The 14,698-nt window shown below is 67.8% G+C and carries 12 protein-coding genes; 6 read left to right on the top strand and 6 right to left on the bottom strand.

The features are described from left to right. Positions 1 to 50 precede the first annotated feature (50 nt). From RIE32_09480 to RIE32_09490, 3 genes are all read left to right on the top strand, one after another. Complete coding sequence (locus tag RIE32_09480) at positions 51 to 1,181, top strand: citrate/2-methylcitrate synthase (protein MEQ9096480.1); 1,131 nt, start codon at positions 51 to 53, stop codon at positions 1,179 to 1,181. A 75-nt stretch (positions 1,182 to 1,256) separates the two neighbouring features. Continuing rightward, on the top strand, positions 1,257 to 2,795 hold the full coding sequence (locus RIE32_09485) for a hypothetical protein (protein MEQ9096481.1): 1,539 nt from the start codon (positions 1,257 to 1,259) through the stop codon (positions 2,793 to 2,795). Between the two features lie 81 nt (positions 2,796 to 2,876). Beyond that, a complete protein-coding gene (locus RIE32_09490) occupies positions 2,877 to 3,446 on the top strand; it encodes a DUF5698 domain-containing protein (protein MEQ9096482.1) in 570 nt (189 codons plus the stop codon). On the opposite strand, the gene fahA is transcribed toward RIE32_09490, so the two are convergent. Further along, positions 3,447 to 4,889: a fumarylacetoacetase gene (gene fahA, locus RIE32_09495; GenBank protein ID MEQ9096483.1), complete on the bottom strand. Its 1,443-nt coding sequence runs from the start codon at positions 4,887 to 4,889 to the stop codon at positions 3,447 to 3,449. Between the two features lie 519 nt (positions 4,890 to 5,408). On the opposite strand from fahA, the gene RIE32_09500 reads away from it, so the two are divergent. Next, positions 5,409 to 7,328 (top strand): chloride channel protein, encoded by a 1,920-nt coding sequence (locus tag RIE32_09500; GenBank protein MEQ9096484.1) that lies wholly within the window; start codon positions 5,409 to 5,411, stop codon positions 7,326 to 7,328. A gap of 90 nt (positions 7,329 to 7,418) precedes the next feature. Here the strand turns inward: RIE32_09500 and RIE32_09505 are convergent, their stop codons facing one another. The 3 genes from RIE32_09505 to RIE32_09515 all read right to left on the bottom strand — a co-directional run bounded on the left by RIE32_09505 (position 7,419) and on the right by RIE32_09515 (position 11,482). Beyond that, positions 7,419 to 7,874, bottom strand: a complete 456-nt coding sequence (locus RIE32_09505) for a hypothetical protein (GenBank protein ID MEQ9096485.1) — start codon at positions 7,872 to 7,874, stop codon at positions 7,419 to 7,421. 189 nt (positions 7,875 to 8,063) lie between these two features. Beyond that, on the bottom strand, positions 8,064 to 9,083 hold the full coding sequence (locus tag RIE32_09510; GenBank protein MEQ9096486.1) for a GC-type dockerin domain-anchored protein: 1,020 nt from the start codon (positions 9,081 to 9,083) through the stop codon (positions 8,064 to 8,066). Between the two features lie 176 nt (positions 9,084 to 9,259). Further along, entirely contained in the window at positions 9,260 to 11,482 is a 2,223-nt protein-coding gene (locus RIE32_09515) for a glutamine synthetase III (GenBank protein ID MEQ9096487.1), read from the bottom strand. A gap of 263 nt (positions 11,483 to 11,745) precedes the next feature. Between RIE32_09515 and xth the strand changes: the two genes are divergently transcribed. Together xth and RIE32_09525 are read left to right on the top strand one after the other, a co-directional pair. Beyond that, a complete protein-coding gene (xth, locus tag RIE32_09520; GenBank protein MEQ9096488.1) occupies positions 11,746 to 12,522 on the top strand; it encodes an exodeoxyribonuclease III in 777 nt (258 codons plus the stop codon). Positions 12,523 to 12,531: 9 nt separating this feature from the next. Next, positions 12,532 to 13,218 (top strand): HAD hydrolase-like protein, encoded by a 687-nt coding sequence (locus RIE32_09525; protein MEQ9096489.1) that lies wholly within the window; start codon positions 12,532 to 12,534, stop codon positions 13,216 to 13,218. On the opposite strand, the gene RIE32_09530 is transcribed toward RIE32_09525, so the two are convergent. Next, a complete protein-coding gene (locus tag RIE32_09530; GenBank protein ID MEQ9096490.1) occupies positions 13,215 to 13,592 on the bottom strand; it encodes a hypothetical protein in 378 nt (125 codons plus the stop codon). The two genes, RIE32_09525 and RIE32_09530, sit on opposite strands and share 4 nt — an antisense overlap. A 53-nt stretch (positions 13,593 to 13,645) precedes the next feature. Further along, positions 13,646 to 14,362, bottom strand: coding sequence for a hypothetical protein (locus RIE32_09535; protein ID MEQ9096491.1), 717 nt, complete (start codon positions 14,360 to 14,362; stop codon positions 13,646 to 13,648). Positions 14,363 to 14,698 lie beyond the last annotated feature (336 nt).

The raw sequence follows: 14,698 nt of genomic DNA on the forward strand, positions 1-14,698 counted from the left end.
GGATCCCGCACAGCCCCCGATTGTTTCACCCCGCAGGAGGATCGCAGAAGATGCCCGAGTTCAGTAAAGGCCTGGAAGGCGTCGTTGCCGCCGAGACCGAGATGTCCTTCATCGACGGGCAGCAGGGCGTGCTGGAGTACGTGGGCCTGGCCATCGGCGATTTGGCCCGTTCGTCGACCTTCGAAGAAACGGTCTACCTCCTGTGGAACAAGAAGCTGCCCACCCAGGCGGAGCTTGACGCCTTCACCAAAGACCTGCGGAACAACTATGACCCGCCTGCGGGCGTGCTCGAGTTGGTCAAGAACATGCCCAAGGACGCCCAGCCGATGCACGTGCTGCGGACACTGGTCAGCTCGCTGGCGCTCTTCGATGACAACCCCAACGCCAACGACGTGCCCGCCGCGCGCCAGAAGGCCTTGAAGATCCTCGCGGCCACGCCCGCGATCGTGGCCGCCTTCGATCGCCACCGCCGCGGCGAGCAATTTGTGCCCGCTGATAAGTCCCTGGGCTTCAGCGAGAACTTCATGTACATGCTCAATGGCGAGAAGCCCACGGCCGCCATGGCCCGGGCCTTCGACATCTGCATGATCACGCACGCCGACCATGGCCTCAACAACTCGACCTTTACCGCCCGCGTGGTCATCTCGACCCTCAGCGACCTCTACAGCGCGATGACGGCCGCCATTGGCAGCCTCCGCGGCCCGCTGCACGGCGGGGCCAACGAGGGCGTCATGGTCATGCTCAACGAGCTTAAGTCCGTCGACGAGGCCGAGGCCTACGTCATGAACAAGCTCAAGAACAAGGACCGGATCATGGGCTTCGGCCACCGGGTCTACAAGGCCAAGGACCCGCGCGCCAGCGAGCTCCAGACCCTCGCCAAGCAGCTCGCCGAAGACACGGGCAACATGGACCTGTACGAGAAGAGCCACGCCATCGAGGAGGTCATGGAGCGCGAGGTCGCCAAGAAGGGCATCTACCCCAACGTCGACTTCTACAGCGCCACCACCTACCACTGCATCGGCCTGAAGCTCGACCTGTTCACCCCCATGTTCGCCCTCAGCCGCCTGGCAGGCTGGAGCGGCCACGTCATCGAGCAGCTCGAGGACAACCGGCTCTACCGGCCCACGACCAACTACGTCGGTCCGCACAAGGTCGAGTACACCCCCATCGAGAAGCGGTAACAGATCGTTTCGAGTGCGTACGAGCCCCTCGCATACGCGAGGGGTTTTTCTGTGCTTTGATACATAGCATGGCCCATGCTCAAGACCATGATTGCTGCCGTGGCCCTGGCCGTGCTCACCTGTCCCGGACTCGCCCAAGAGCCCGAGCCCACGGAGTCTGCTCCCAAGGCCGCCTTCCAGCGCTACCCCGACGCCCCCAGCGTCACGCGGCACAGCGTCGAGATCGACGGGCAGACCATCCACTACGAAGCCACCGCCGACACCATCACCCTCGTCAACGACAAGGACGAGGCCACGGCCAACCTCTTCTACATCGCCTACCGCAGGATCGATGGCGGCGCCGATAGCGCGAAGTTCCCCGACCCGGCCCAGCGGCCCATCACCTTCAGCTTCAACGGCGGGCCGGGATCCAGCAGCGTGTGGTTGCACCTGGGCATCTTCGGTCCGCGTCGCGTTGCGTACGCCGACGAAGTAGGCAACCCCGGACCGCCGCCCTACGCCGTGATCCCCAATGCCCACAGCCTGCTCGACCAGAGCGACTTCGTGTTCATTGATCCGGTCTCCACCGGCTACTCGCGGGCCGAAGAGGGCACCAGCGAGAAGCAGTTCCACGGCCTGGAGAGTGACCTCGATTCCGTCGCCGACTTCATCCGCATGTACCTCACGCGCGAAGAGCGGTGGGGCAGCCCCAAGATCATCGCCGGCGAGAGCTACGGCACCACGCGCGCCGCGGGCCTGGCCCAGCGTCTCCACAGCCGCCACGGCATTGCCGTCAGCGGCGTCGTCCTGGTCAGCCCCGTGCTCGAGTTCCAGACCATCCGCTTCGGCGAGGGCAACGACCTGCCCTACGTCATGATCCTTCCCAGCTACGCCGCGACGGCACACTACCACGAGGCGTTGCCCCGGAAGTGGCAGGAGCGCCCCGTCGAGGACGTCATCGCCGAGGCCCGCCGCTTCGCGCTGGACGAATACCTGCCCGCGCTGCTCAGGGGCGCCAGCCTCGACGAGGCCGAGCGCAGCCGCGTCCGTACGACGATGAGCGAGCTGACCGGCCTGAGCCCGCAGTACCTGGAGGACGCCGACCTGCGAGTCAGCCTGCCCCGATTCGCCAAGGAACTGCTGCGCCACCGCGGCAAGACCGTCGGCCGGCTGGACGCCCGCTTCCTGGGCATCGACGCCGACCACGTGGGCGACAGCTACTCCTACGACGCCAGCTACGAGGCCATCCGCAGCAACTACACCGAGGCCCTGAACGCCTACGTCCGCGGCGAGCTGGGCTACGAGAGCGACCTGCCCTACGAGATCCTCACCGGCGTGTGGCCCTGGGACTATGGCTCGGCCGGCCGCGACCGCTACGTGAGCGTGGCCGATCGCCTGCGCGACGCCATGCATCGCCAGCCGCACACCCGCGTCTTCGTCGCCATGGGCCATCACGATCTGGCGACCCCCTTCTTCGCCGCCGAGACCACGCTCAACCGCATGAAGCTCGACCCGGCGTACCGCGACCGCATCGATACGGCGTATTATCCCGCGGGCCACATGATGTACGTGCACCAGCCCTCGCTCGAGCAGCTCAAGGCCGACCTGGACGCGTTCTACGAGAGCCTACCGTGATTCCAGCCGTCATCCGGGCCTGACCGGGATTGATCGCCGACGAACTGGTGCGACGATTGGGGTTCACGGAGGTCCAGCCCCATGCCCGAGTGGTACGTCGTCGTCCTGATCTTCGCCGCCCGCCTGCTGGACGTGCCCATCGGCACCGTCCGCATGATGATGGTCATGGCCGGGCACAAGTACGTGTCGGCCCTGCTTGGCTTCTTCGAGGTCATCATCTGGGTCATCGCCGTGGGCAAGGCCATCGCCTACCTCGACAGCGTCGTCGCGCTCATCGCCTACGGCGCTGGCTTCGCCGTGGGCACGCTCGTTGGCATGAGCATTGAGCAGCGGCTGGCCATCGGCTGGCGGGTCATCCGCGTGATCAACCCCAAGCCCGAGCTGCTGCTGGCCGACCAACTGCGCGCCAACGGCCTGAGCGCGACCCGAGTCGACGGCTTGGGCGGCTCCAACGGCGGTCAGGGGCCCGTCGAGATGGTGTTCCTGGCCGTGCGGCGCAAGATCGTGCCCGACGTCATGGAGAAGGTCGCCAAGATCGCCCCCGAGGCCTTCGTGTCGGTCGAGCGGGCCGAGAAGGTCAGCGGCTTCACGGGCATCACCAGCGTCCGCGGGGCGGACAAGCCATGGCGGTTCGGGATGCTCAGGAAGTGATCAGACCGACCGTGCCGGCGTGATGATCCCCCGGCACTCGCCAAACCCGATGCGCCGGAAGCCCTCGCGCTCGCAATAGCCCTTGATGATGACCTCGTCGCCGTCGGCCAGGAACTTGCGCTCTTCGCCGGTGGGCAGGGTGATGGGCGTGCGATCCGTTCCCGGCACGAGCTTGGGCGGGCTGGCGAACGCGTCGCCGTTCCAGGTGAGCTCGAGCAGGCAGCCGCGGCTGTCGCGCGTCTTGCCGCTGACCGTTCCTGATGCAAGCAAGTCGCCGGGCCGCATGTTGCAGCCGTTGCTGCTGTGGTGGGTCAGCATCTGGGCGAGCGTCCAGTACATGTCCTTGAAGTTGCCGCGGCTGATGCGCATCGGCTCCATCTTCTTCTGCCGCATCTGCTCGCTGGAGAGGTAGACCTCCAAGGTAATATCGAAGCCGCCCGCGGCGCTGTTGGCGTCGCTCATCAGGTACGGCAGCGGCGACGGATCGCCGGCGTCCCGCTGGAACGCGGGCACCCGGAAGGGCGCGAGCGCCTCCATCGTCACGATGTAGGGGCTGACGGTTGTCGCGAAGCTCTTGGCCAGGAAGGGGCCCAGCGGCTGGTACTCCCACTTCTGCAGGTCGCGGGCCGACCAGTCATTGACCAGGCACAAGCCCAGCATGTGCTTCTCGGCGTCGGCGATGTCGATGGCGTCACCAAGCTCGTTGCCACGCCCGACGACCACGCCCATCTCCAGCTCGTAGTCGAGCAACTTACAAGGCCCGAAGCTGGGCGCGCCGCCGTCCTCGGCGGGCGCCTGCTGGCCCACGGGCCGGCGCACGTCCGTGCCGCTGGGCACGATGCTCGACGCCCGGCCGTGGTAGCCGATGGGGATGTGCTTGTAGTTGGGCAGCAGCGGGTTGTCGGGCCGGAACATGCTGCCAACGCTGGTGGCGTGGTAGAGGGAGGCGTAGAAGTCGGTGTAGTCGCCGATGTCAGGCACAGGACTAGCGAACGTGCACTGCGAGAGCGGCACCAGAAAGTTGTTCAGGCCTGCCTTGTCCGCGGCCGCTTTGTTCTCAACCCGAAGCAGGCGAGAAAGAAAGCGGCGGAGATCGGGTTGGTCGAAGAGCAGCCACCACGCATGCCAAGACGGAAAGTGTGCCCATCCGTCCCGGCCATGCTGGATCAACTCCTCAAGTGATTCTGATTCAGCGTCGGTGACGATCTCCTCGATCACGTCGTTGGCGAACAGCTTCTCGAGTCGAAGAAACTGGTCTCCGATCGCAACGCCGACCTGATTCGCGAAGCCTTCGCCGGAGAGCACGCACAGCGGCAGATTCTGGATCGGAAAGTCCGTCCCCGGGTCGTTGGCGCTCTCGACCCAGCTCTGAAGCTTCGAGTCGTGGGTCTCGTCGATGGGGTAGTGGGGGTGGGGGTGGTAGGCGTCTGTAGGGTTACTCATGGATCCTCCCGGGAATTGGGCTGGGAATTGGGCTGGGAATCGGGCTGGGGGGCGGGCTGCATGCGTCTCGGGGCACTGTAGAGCCGGGCGCGCAGGCGGGATCCGTAGGCAGCGATCGGCAATGTCCGGGCAGCAATCGATGATGACTGGGCAGCGATCGGCAATGTCCGGGCAGCAATCGACGATGACTGGGCAGCGATCGGCGATGTCCGGGCAGCAATCGACGATGTCCGGGCAGCGATCGGCGATGTCCGGGTAGCAATCGGCGATCGCTGCCCGCCCGACCGGGCTCCGACCCCTCGTCACGGGCCGTCAGACGCGAAAACCCGCCCAGAACCCGCCCACAACGCACGCGAACCCGACCAAACCGCGGCCGCGCCGCCCGCGCCCCGCGTCGGAGGCATTCGCGAGCCGGCGGAAACCGGCGGCCGCCGGCCCGGCGTGGCTGCGGCGTGGCGGGCGAACCTGGGCATCGTCCGCCCGACGCGGGACGCCCGCCCCGCTATATTGCCGGTCCCCATGGCCGACTCCGCCGCCAGATCGGGCTTCCTGCCGACGCTCGCCAAGCGCCTGCGCCTGAAGCGCGAGTGGTACGTGGTGGCCCTGGGGGCCATCGTCGGCACGCTCACCGGCCTGGGCACGCTGGGCTTCGCCGAGGCGCTGCACTACGCCGAGAAGCAGGTCAGGAGCGCCCAGATCGCCCTGCCCGTGTGGCTGCTGTTCCTGGGCCCGGTCGTGGGCATGGCCCTCACGGGCATCCTGGTCCGCCTGTTCGCCAGCGACGCCAGGGGCCACGGCGTGCCCCAGGTGATGCGGGCGCTGATCGAAAAAGGCGGGCATATCCCTGCGCGCGTGGGCCTGACCAAGGTCGCCGCCAGCATCGCGACGGTCGCCAGCGGCGGGTCGGCGGGCACCGAGGGGCCCATCGTGCAGATCGGCGCGACGGCCGGCTCGGTCGTCGGCCAGCGGCTGGGCGTGCCGCGCGAGCAGATGATGACGCTGGTGGGCTGCGGCGCGGCGGCGGGCATCAGCGCCATCTTCAATGCGCCCATCGCGGGGGTCTTCTTCGCGCTGGAGATCCTGCTGCGCGACTTCTCGCTGAAGACCTTCACGCCCATCGTCGTCTCGGCCGTGTTCGCCGCGGCCGTCACGCACATGGCCCAGGGCCAGAACGAGGCGATCTTCACCGTCACCACGTTCGAGAACCTGAGGTTCACCGCCCTGGAGTTTCCAAACTACATCGTGCTGGGGCTGCTCTGCGGCCTGCTGGCGGTGGGCTTCAACCGCAGCCTGCACTGGTGCGAGGACTTCTACGGCAAGCTCAAGCTGCACTGGCTGGTGGCGCCCATTACCGGCGGGCTGGTCCTGGGCGCCCTGGGCATCGCCTGGATCCTGATGGTCCGCGCCGCCGGCGGCGATCCGGCCAGCCAGGCCACCGACGTGCCGAGCTTCTTCGGCAACGGCTACGAGACCATCCGCTGGCTGCTCGAGCCCACCAGCTATGGCGCGGCGCCCGAGATCATGGAGGCGGCCGCGCAGGCCGGAGAGCACGCGTCTGGTCACGCGACGGGCCACGACGCCCACGCCAGCGCCGCCCTGCCCATGGCCATCTGGCTCATCGCCCTGCTGGTGGTCTTCAAGGCCGCGGCGACCAGCGTGACGCTCTCCAGCGGCGGCTCGGGCGGCGTGTTCGCCCCCAGCCTTTTCATCGGGGCCGCGGGCGGGGCCGCCCTGGGCGTGGCGCTCGATCGCGTGGGCCTCCTGCCCGCCGAGAGCAGCCCGGCCGCGTACGCCCTTGTTGGCATGGCCGCCGTGGTCGCCGGCAGCACGCACGGCCCCCTGACGGCGATCCTGATGCTCTTCGAGCTCACGCGCGACCCCTACGTGCTGCTGCCCATCATGCTGGCGGCCGTCGTCGCGACGCTGCTCAGCCAGGCCATCGACCGCGACAACATCTACACCCACCCGCTCCGGCGGGCGGGCCTGCGGATCGGCCGCACGGGCGACCTGGCCATCCTCCGCAAGATTTCGGCGACGAGCGTGCCGGTGGTGCCCCTGCCGGGCGAGCCGGTGTACGCCAGCGACCCATTGAGCAAGCTCATCACCCTGCACGCCAACAGCCGCGTGCCGGACTTCGTCGTCGTCGACAGCCAGGGCGACCACATCGGCATGGTGACCGGCCGAGACATGCGCACCGCGCTGATCGATCGCGAGGCCATCCCGCTGCTGCTGGTGGCCGAGCTCATGCGCAGCGATCTGCCCGCCGTGGTGACCACCGACACGCTGGACGTCGTGCTCGAACGCTTCGAGGACGACGACATCGCCAGCCTGCCGCTGCTGGGCCCGCCCGACATCACGGGCCATCGCCGCCCCCTGGGCCTGGTCACCCGCGCGGCCGTGCTGGAACGCTACCGCCGGGCGCTCGAGGAAGAGCTCTAACGAAAGACCCGCGTCCCCGAAGGAACGCGGGCTCGTGGAGAAGCATCTCTCCCTCTCCGCGATTCACCGATCGTCGCCGAGCGGAGCCGCTCAGCAGTCCATGCCGTAATAGAACCGGCTCTCGACGATCTTGCCGTCCTTGACCTTGTACACGCAGCACTCGCTCATGTCCATGCGCTGGCCAGCCATGGGTCCGGTCTTGGGCGTGCAATCGAGGCTCATGAAGCAGGCGAACTCGTCGCCCAATGGATATGGGCCCTTGACGTCGCCGCCGTGGATGTCCATGTTGTCGAAGAACCAGTCGGCACCCTTGAGCAACTGGGCCTTGGGCGTGGGGCCGGTGGGGTGGGCGTCCTTAAAGTCCTGGGGCGCCTCGTCGTACCCGGGCATCTGGGTGCAGTCCATCGCCTCGACGACGTTCACGGTGTCGGCGTACAGCTCCTCGATGGCTTTGCGGTTCTCGCCCTGCTGGCAGAGCTCGACCAGCCGCTTGCCGACCTTCATGCTCTCCTGGGTCTTGCTCGCATCGATCGTGGTGGCGCTCATGTTCCTTCTCCCGTGTGAGCCGGCCGTGCCGGCGGTGGGGTGAGTCAGGGGCCCCCCGGCCCCGCTCGCGGATGGTACTCCAAGCAGTCGGGTGGGTCGAACGTTTGTTTGGTATTTAGCAGGATTCTCATATGACAAGGGGCCGCCCCTTTCGGAGCGGCCCCACGCAACTTCAATCAAGCCAGAGACTTACTCGCAGCCGGCGTCGAAGGCGTTCTGGAAGCACAGGAAGTCAAAGAGCGTCAGCGAGCCATCGGCGTCGCAGTCGGCGATCAGGTCGCCGCTGTCAAATGCGTTCTGGAAGGCCAGGAAGTCGAAGATGGTCAGTTGCCCGTCTTCATCGAAATCGGGGTAGCAGGGCTCGGCTTCGCCCAGCATCATGATGAACTGGCCGTTGCCGTCGAGCACGTTGATGGTCGAACCAGACGCCGGATCAGTGACGTTCACGCCATCGCCGTTCGTCCACATGATGCTGCCATCGCCCAACTCCCAGCCGGCCCGGGCGCCCGAGTCCTGGGTGCCGGATATGACGTCCAGCAGCCCACCGTCGACGCTGATCTCCCAGATGCCCGATGGCGAGCTGAAGGCGCCCACGAGCACCGTGCCGGCGCTGGTCTCGCTCGTTTGCTGAAGGAAGTTGAGCTGGCCGGGGGCGAAGAACTGGCCAAGGAAGTTGCCAGCCTCGTCGTACCGGTCGAGCTGATCATCGATGGTGACGAGAACCTCTCCGTTGTAGGGCAGCGCGAACCATGGCGACGCGCCCAGGGGGATGTTGCCGATGATCGACGCCGTGCTGGGATCGATGCGAACGATGGCGTTGCCCGGCGCGTCGTTGTTGGTGCCAGCGTTGAACACCCAGACCTCATCGCCGATCACGTTCACGCCGCGTACGTTGTCGAGCCCACCGCCGGGCACCTGTCCGCCGATGGAGTCGATGTAGTCGCCGTCCAGCGTGAAACGATCCACGCGGTCGCGGATCTGGTCGCTCACCCAGATCTCGTCGCCGACCTGCGCGATCCCCTTGGGCGTGCCTGCATCAAGGGGCACCAGGTCGATAAACACCGGATCGATCAGGCTCCCGTCAAACGGGTCGAAGGCCGCGATGGTGTCGTTGGTCGAATCGGGAACCAGGAGCACCGCATCCTGAGCGAGGCACGAGGCGGCCAGGACCGGAACGGCCAGGCCCGCAAGAAAAGTCCGAATAACCATGTCTCAATCTCCGCGTGGTTTGGGGGTCCTCAACGTTCGAGGGCCCCTCAGCCTACCCGAAAGCTCCGAAGAACACAAGCGTATTTTCAGCATTGCAGGGCGTTGAGCGCACGAAACGGGCCCGGACGTGCATCCGGGCCCGACAGGTGTTTCGCGTCGAGATCAGGAGGTTGGAATCAGGCCTGCGTGACCAGCAACTCGTTGTAGTCGGCCACGGGCCACAGGTCCTGCGAGACGACCTTCTCCATGGCGTCGACCTTCGCCCGCACCGCCTCCATGACCGGAATGATGCGATGATGCGTGTGGTCGGCCAGGTCGAGCGCGTACTCGGGCTCTTCCTCTTCGAGCGCCGCGTCCAGGTTCTGCAACTCGCGTCGCAGGCCCGACACCAGGCCGGCAAGGTCCTCAAGCGCCGTGCGATTCTCGGCCGGGTCGATGCCCGCATCGGAGAGTGCCGACACCGCGCCGGCCAACTCCCGGAGCTGACGCACCGCAGCGGGCAGGATGGCCGTTCGGCTCAAGTTGCGGAGGGTCAACGCCTCGATGCGGACCTGCGTCGCGTATTTCTCGGCGAAGATGTTGGCCCGGCTCTGGGTCTCCAGCGGGCTCAGCACGTCCAGCGAGTTGAACAGCGTGCGGTTCTTGTCGTTGGCCAGGGCGCGGAAGGCCTCGGCCGACGAGGTGATGTGGGGCAGGCCGCGCTTCTCCGCTTCCTTCACCCACTCCTCGGAGTAGTTGTCGCCGTTGAAGATCACGCGCTTGTGCTCGGTCGAGACGCGCTGGATGATCTTGCTGAGCGATTCCTGCGTGTCGCTGGCCTTCTCAAGCTCGTCGGCAAAGCTCGCCAGGCTCTCGGCCACGATCGTATTCAACACCGTGACCGGGAAGGCAATCGCCGCCGACGAGCCGACGGCGCGGAACTCGAACTTGTTGCCCGTGAAGGCGAAGGGGCTGGTCCGGTTGCGGTCGCCCGCGTCGCGGATGAACTCGGGCAGCGTGGTGGCGCCCAGGTCCATGGTGTCCCCCTTGCGCGAGCTGCTGGCCGTGCCGCCGCTGGCGAACTGTTCGACCAGGTCGGTCAGCATGTCGCCCAGGAAGATGCTGATGATCGCCGGCGGGGCCTCGTTAGCGCCCAGGCGATGGTCGTTGCCCGCGCTCGAGATGCTCGCCCGCAGCAGGTCGGCGTGCAGGTCGACCGCACGGATGACCGCCGCCAGGAAGGCGTGGAAGAGCCGGTTGGTGTGCGGCTCGCTCTTGGGGCTTAGCAGATTGCGGCCGTCGTCGGTCGCCAGCGACCAGTTCACGTGCTTGCCGCTGCCGTTGAGGCCGGCAAAGGGCTTCTCGTGCAGCGTGCACAAGAAGCCGTGCCGCGGGGCCACGCGTCGCAGCGTTTCCATGACCAGCATCTGGTGGTCGCAGGCCACGTTGGCCGGCTCGAAGTGGGCGGCAATCTCGAACTGCCCGGGCGCCACCTCGTTGTGCCGCGTGGCCACGGGCACGCCCTTGCGGTACAGGATGCGCTCGACCTCGCTCATGAAGCTCAGCACACGCTCGGGGATCGAACCGAAGTAGTGGTCCTCGAGCTTCTGACCCTTGATGGGCGTATCGCCAAACACGGTCCGGCCGCAGATGGACAGGTCGGGCCGCGTGCGGGCGACCGCCTGGTCGACGAGGAAGTACTCCTGCTCGGCGCCCACGGTGGAGAACACGCGGGTGGTGTCGCCCACCTCGCCCAGGGCCTTGAGAACCCGCATGGCCTGCGTGTTGATGGCGTCCATCGAGCGCAGCAGGGGCGTCTTCTTGTCCAGCGCTTCGCCGGTCCAACTCACGAAGGCGGTGGGGATGCAGAGCGTCACCGTATCGCCGAAGCGACTCAGGAAGACCGGGCTCGTGGCGTCCCAGGCGGTGTAGCCGCGGGCCTCAAAGGTCGTCCGCAGGCCGCCGCTGGGAAAGCTCGACGCGTCCGGCTCGCCCTGCACGAGGGCCTGGCCGGTGAACTCGCTGATGGCGCCGCCATCGCCGTCGGGCTTGAGGAAGGTGTCGTGCTTCTCGGCGGTCAGCCCGGTGAGCGGCTGGAACCAGTGGGTGAAGTGCGTGGCGCCGTTGGCCATCGCCCAGTCCTTGATGGCCACCGCGACCGCGTCGGCGATGGTGGCGTCCAGGGGCTCGCCATGCTGGATGGTCTGCTGGAGCTTCTTGTACGCCTCCTTGGGCAGACGCCGGCGCATCATCGCATCGGTGAACACGTCACGTGCGAAGCTGTCCTCGGCGTGGTCCCACGCGGGCTCCAGGGGTGGCGTGGAATGCTGGTGGTTCTGACGGGGCTGCTGCCCCCCCTGGCTTCGGCTTCCATGGGTTGTAGACGCGGGATCCTGCTCCATGGTGATTCCAGTGCGCACGGCGAGTGCATCCTTCCGGTTGCTGGGCCGGCGCAGACAATGGCCGCCGACCCGGGGCGCTCGGGTCGATCCGGCATACGCGCCGGACCCTGCCGCCCGAGCCAGATTCCAAACGTACAGAAAAGGTCTATGCACCCCGTCGGGCGGGGCCAAGGCCTACGTCCAGAAAAACCACCTACATACCGAACAAACCGGCCCGTTGGCGCTGGTCCGCCGAACAGGTCGTGAAGCGCCCTTAATGCTAGCATCGCCGCGTGCGCGTCATGACGTGGAATGTCAACTCGGTCAAGGTCCGCGGCGAGCGGCTGGCGGGCGTCCTGGAACGCCACGAGCCCGACGTGGTCTGCCTCCAGGAGCTCAAGGCCCCCGAACTGCCCGGCCCGGTGTGCGAAGACCTCCAGCGCCTGGGCTACCACGCGGCCGTCTACGGCCAGAAGACCTACAACGGCGTGGCCATCCTGAGCAAGGCCGAGCCTACCGACGTCGTCCGCGGCTTCCAGGGCGATGGCGGGCCGGAGGACGACCATGCCCGGCTCATCTCGGCCATGGTGGAAGGCGTCCGCGTCTACAGCGCCTACTTCCCCAACGGCGGCGAGGTGGGCAGCGACAAGTTCGCGTACAAGCTCGCCTGGATGGAGCGCCTCCGCGCCCTGCTCGACGCACGCCATGAGAACACCGAGCCCATCATCATGGCCGGCGACATGAACGTGGCGCCATACGACGCCGACGTCGCCAAGCTCGACAAGTGGAAGGACACGACCCACTGCGTGCCCGAGGCGCGAGATGGGCTCAGGCACGTCGAGGGCTTCGGCCTGGTCGACACCCTGCACGAGAAGCACCCCGAGGGCGGCGTCTACAGCTGGTGGGACTACCGCCAGCTCGCCTTCCCCAAGGGCGACGGCCTGCGCATCGACATCATCTACGCGACGAAGGAACTGGCCACGACCTGCACCGACGCCCGCGTCGACCGCGACGAGCGCAAGGGCAAGCAGCCCAGCGACCACGCGCCTGTCATCGCCGACTTCGATTGGGTGGCGTAGCCACGCGCCATGGACGACCGCGTGATCAACACGTTCCTGCTTGATATCTCGGGCACCGTCGTGCGGTCCGGCGGGTTCGAGGCCGTGTTCCATCGCGTGTACCGCGAGCTGCTGGGCGTCCAGGTCCTAGCCGAGGAGGTCCGCGTCAATACGGGCCGCAAGAAGTCGCAGTTGTTCCAGGAAGTCGTCGGCGAGCACGCGCCCGATCGCGTGGGTGAGCCCGGGCTGATCGAGCGCATGACCGATGCGTTCGACGCGTTCATGCTCGAGGCCATCGAGCGCAGCCCGCCGCCGGTGCTGGACGGCGTGCGCGAGGCGATGGCCATCCTGGCGTCCAGGAATATCACCGTCGGCTACGTCACCGGCTTCGCGCGTGCGCCCGCGCTGCGATTGCTCGACGCCTCGGAGATCGACTACGCCGTGCTCGTGGGCAGCGACGAGGTCGAGCGCGGCCGCCCCGCGCCGGACCTGATCCACGAGGCCATGCGCCGCCTGGGCGCTACCGATCCCGCCAGCATCGCGTACGCGGGCGACACGCCTGTGGACATCGCCAGTGGCGTGGCCGCCGGCTGCGGGGCGGTGTATGGCCTGACCTGCGGCGCCCACGACCGGGCCGAGCTCGAGGCCGCGACCGGCGGCACGCGTGCGCGCGTGGCGGACTCGCTGCTGGAGGCCGTGCGCCAGACGCTCGCCTAGCCGCCCGCGGCCTTGGCCTTGTATCCCTTGGCGCTCAGCCGCTGCACGACGGCGTCGCGGTGGTCGCCCTGGAGGACGATCTCGATCGCGCCGTCTTTGGCGTCCCCCAGCCCGCCGCCGGTGCCCAGGCCGGTGCGCATTTCCTTGAGCAGGGCCTTCGCGTCATCCTTGGAGAGCCCCAGCTCGGCGACGATCGTGCACCACGTGCCGCGCCGCTTCTCGCGCCTGACGCGCGGCGACACGCCGGCAGGATCGACCGCCCGCCCCGCCCGGTCCTTCGCGCATCGGCACCGCTCGAGCGGCTCGCCGCAATGCTCGCAGGTCACGGGCCGTTCCAGGGCGGTGCCGTCGAAGAGGCTGGGTGGTGGGGGCATGGCGACAGGCTATGGGCCCCCGGCGTCGAAGGCGTTCTGGAGGGCGAGCAAGATCATGCCCGGGCAATCAACCCGCACTCCGGGCACGTCGAGACGCCTTCGCCGAGTTCGTATCCGCACGCGGCGCAGCGCCCCTCCCACCGGCGGACGTAGCGCCGCCACCAGGCCGGGAGCGTGAGCAGCAGCATGACGCCCGCGGCGTAGAGCAGCGTGTTGCCGATGAGGCCCGGCCAGACCGGGTACACCGGGACGGCCCACACCAAGTCGCTGTTCGACCGCTCGGCATAAAGCAACCCCATTCCATGCCGAGGCCCGCCGGGGCGCGGCGACTGATCCGGCACCAACTCGCCGGTGGCGTAGGGCCACTCGCGCCACCCGACCGCGGCAACGAATGGGAAGCCGCCCCAGAAGACGTCGTAACCCGCATACCGCGACCGCAGCTCGTCGTGCACGCCCTTGGGCACCTGGGCATGGTCGAGCGTCGAGGGATGGATCACCATCTCCCCATCGTGGCCGAGCACGAACACACGCTCGTGCCGGGTGCCGGCGGCGTCCAGCTCCCAATAGACCATCGCGTCCGCGCTGCCCTGCTCCAGCGGCCACGCGCCGACGCTGAGCCCCCGAGCCTCGCGCGCGAGCCGCACGCCCGTGCCCACCGGCACGCTGGCGATGGCCAGCAGGGCGCCCACGGCCAGCGCGATGGCGACCCGCCGGGCGATGCGCCGCCGGCACCCCTCCCGTCCCCGCCATGGCTGGTTGTTCGAGCGCACGCCCGATGGTACCGGCACACCGGCCGACGGCTGCACGGACCCACAGGGGCCGCATCACGCCGCGCGTGCGGGCCGGATTCGCGTCCATGCCCGCCGCGTTCGGCTCCGCAGCCGCGGACCTCGGTTCGCTGCCCGCCGATTTCGCGTGCATGCCTGCTGGACGTTCCTCCGTGCCCGGCGGGATCGTCCTTGAGCCCGCGGCCCCTTCCTCCGTGCCCGGGGACCTCGTCTCCGTGCCCGCCGGGATCACTCCCGTGCCCGCCCAGGCCATGTCCGTGCCCGCTGGGATCAACTCGGCGTCGCCGTTCTCGGACATGCGCCCACGCTCGACGCCCC

The sequence above is a fragment of the Phycisphaerales bacterium genome, from assembly GCA_040221175.1.
Lineage (GTDB): Bacteria > Planctomycetota > Phycisphaerae > Phycisphaerales > UBA1924 > JAHCJI01.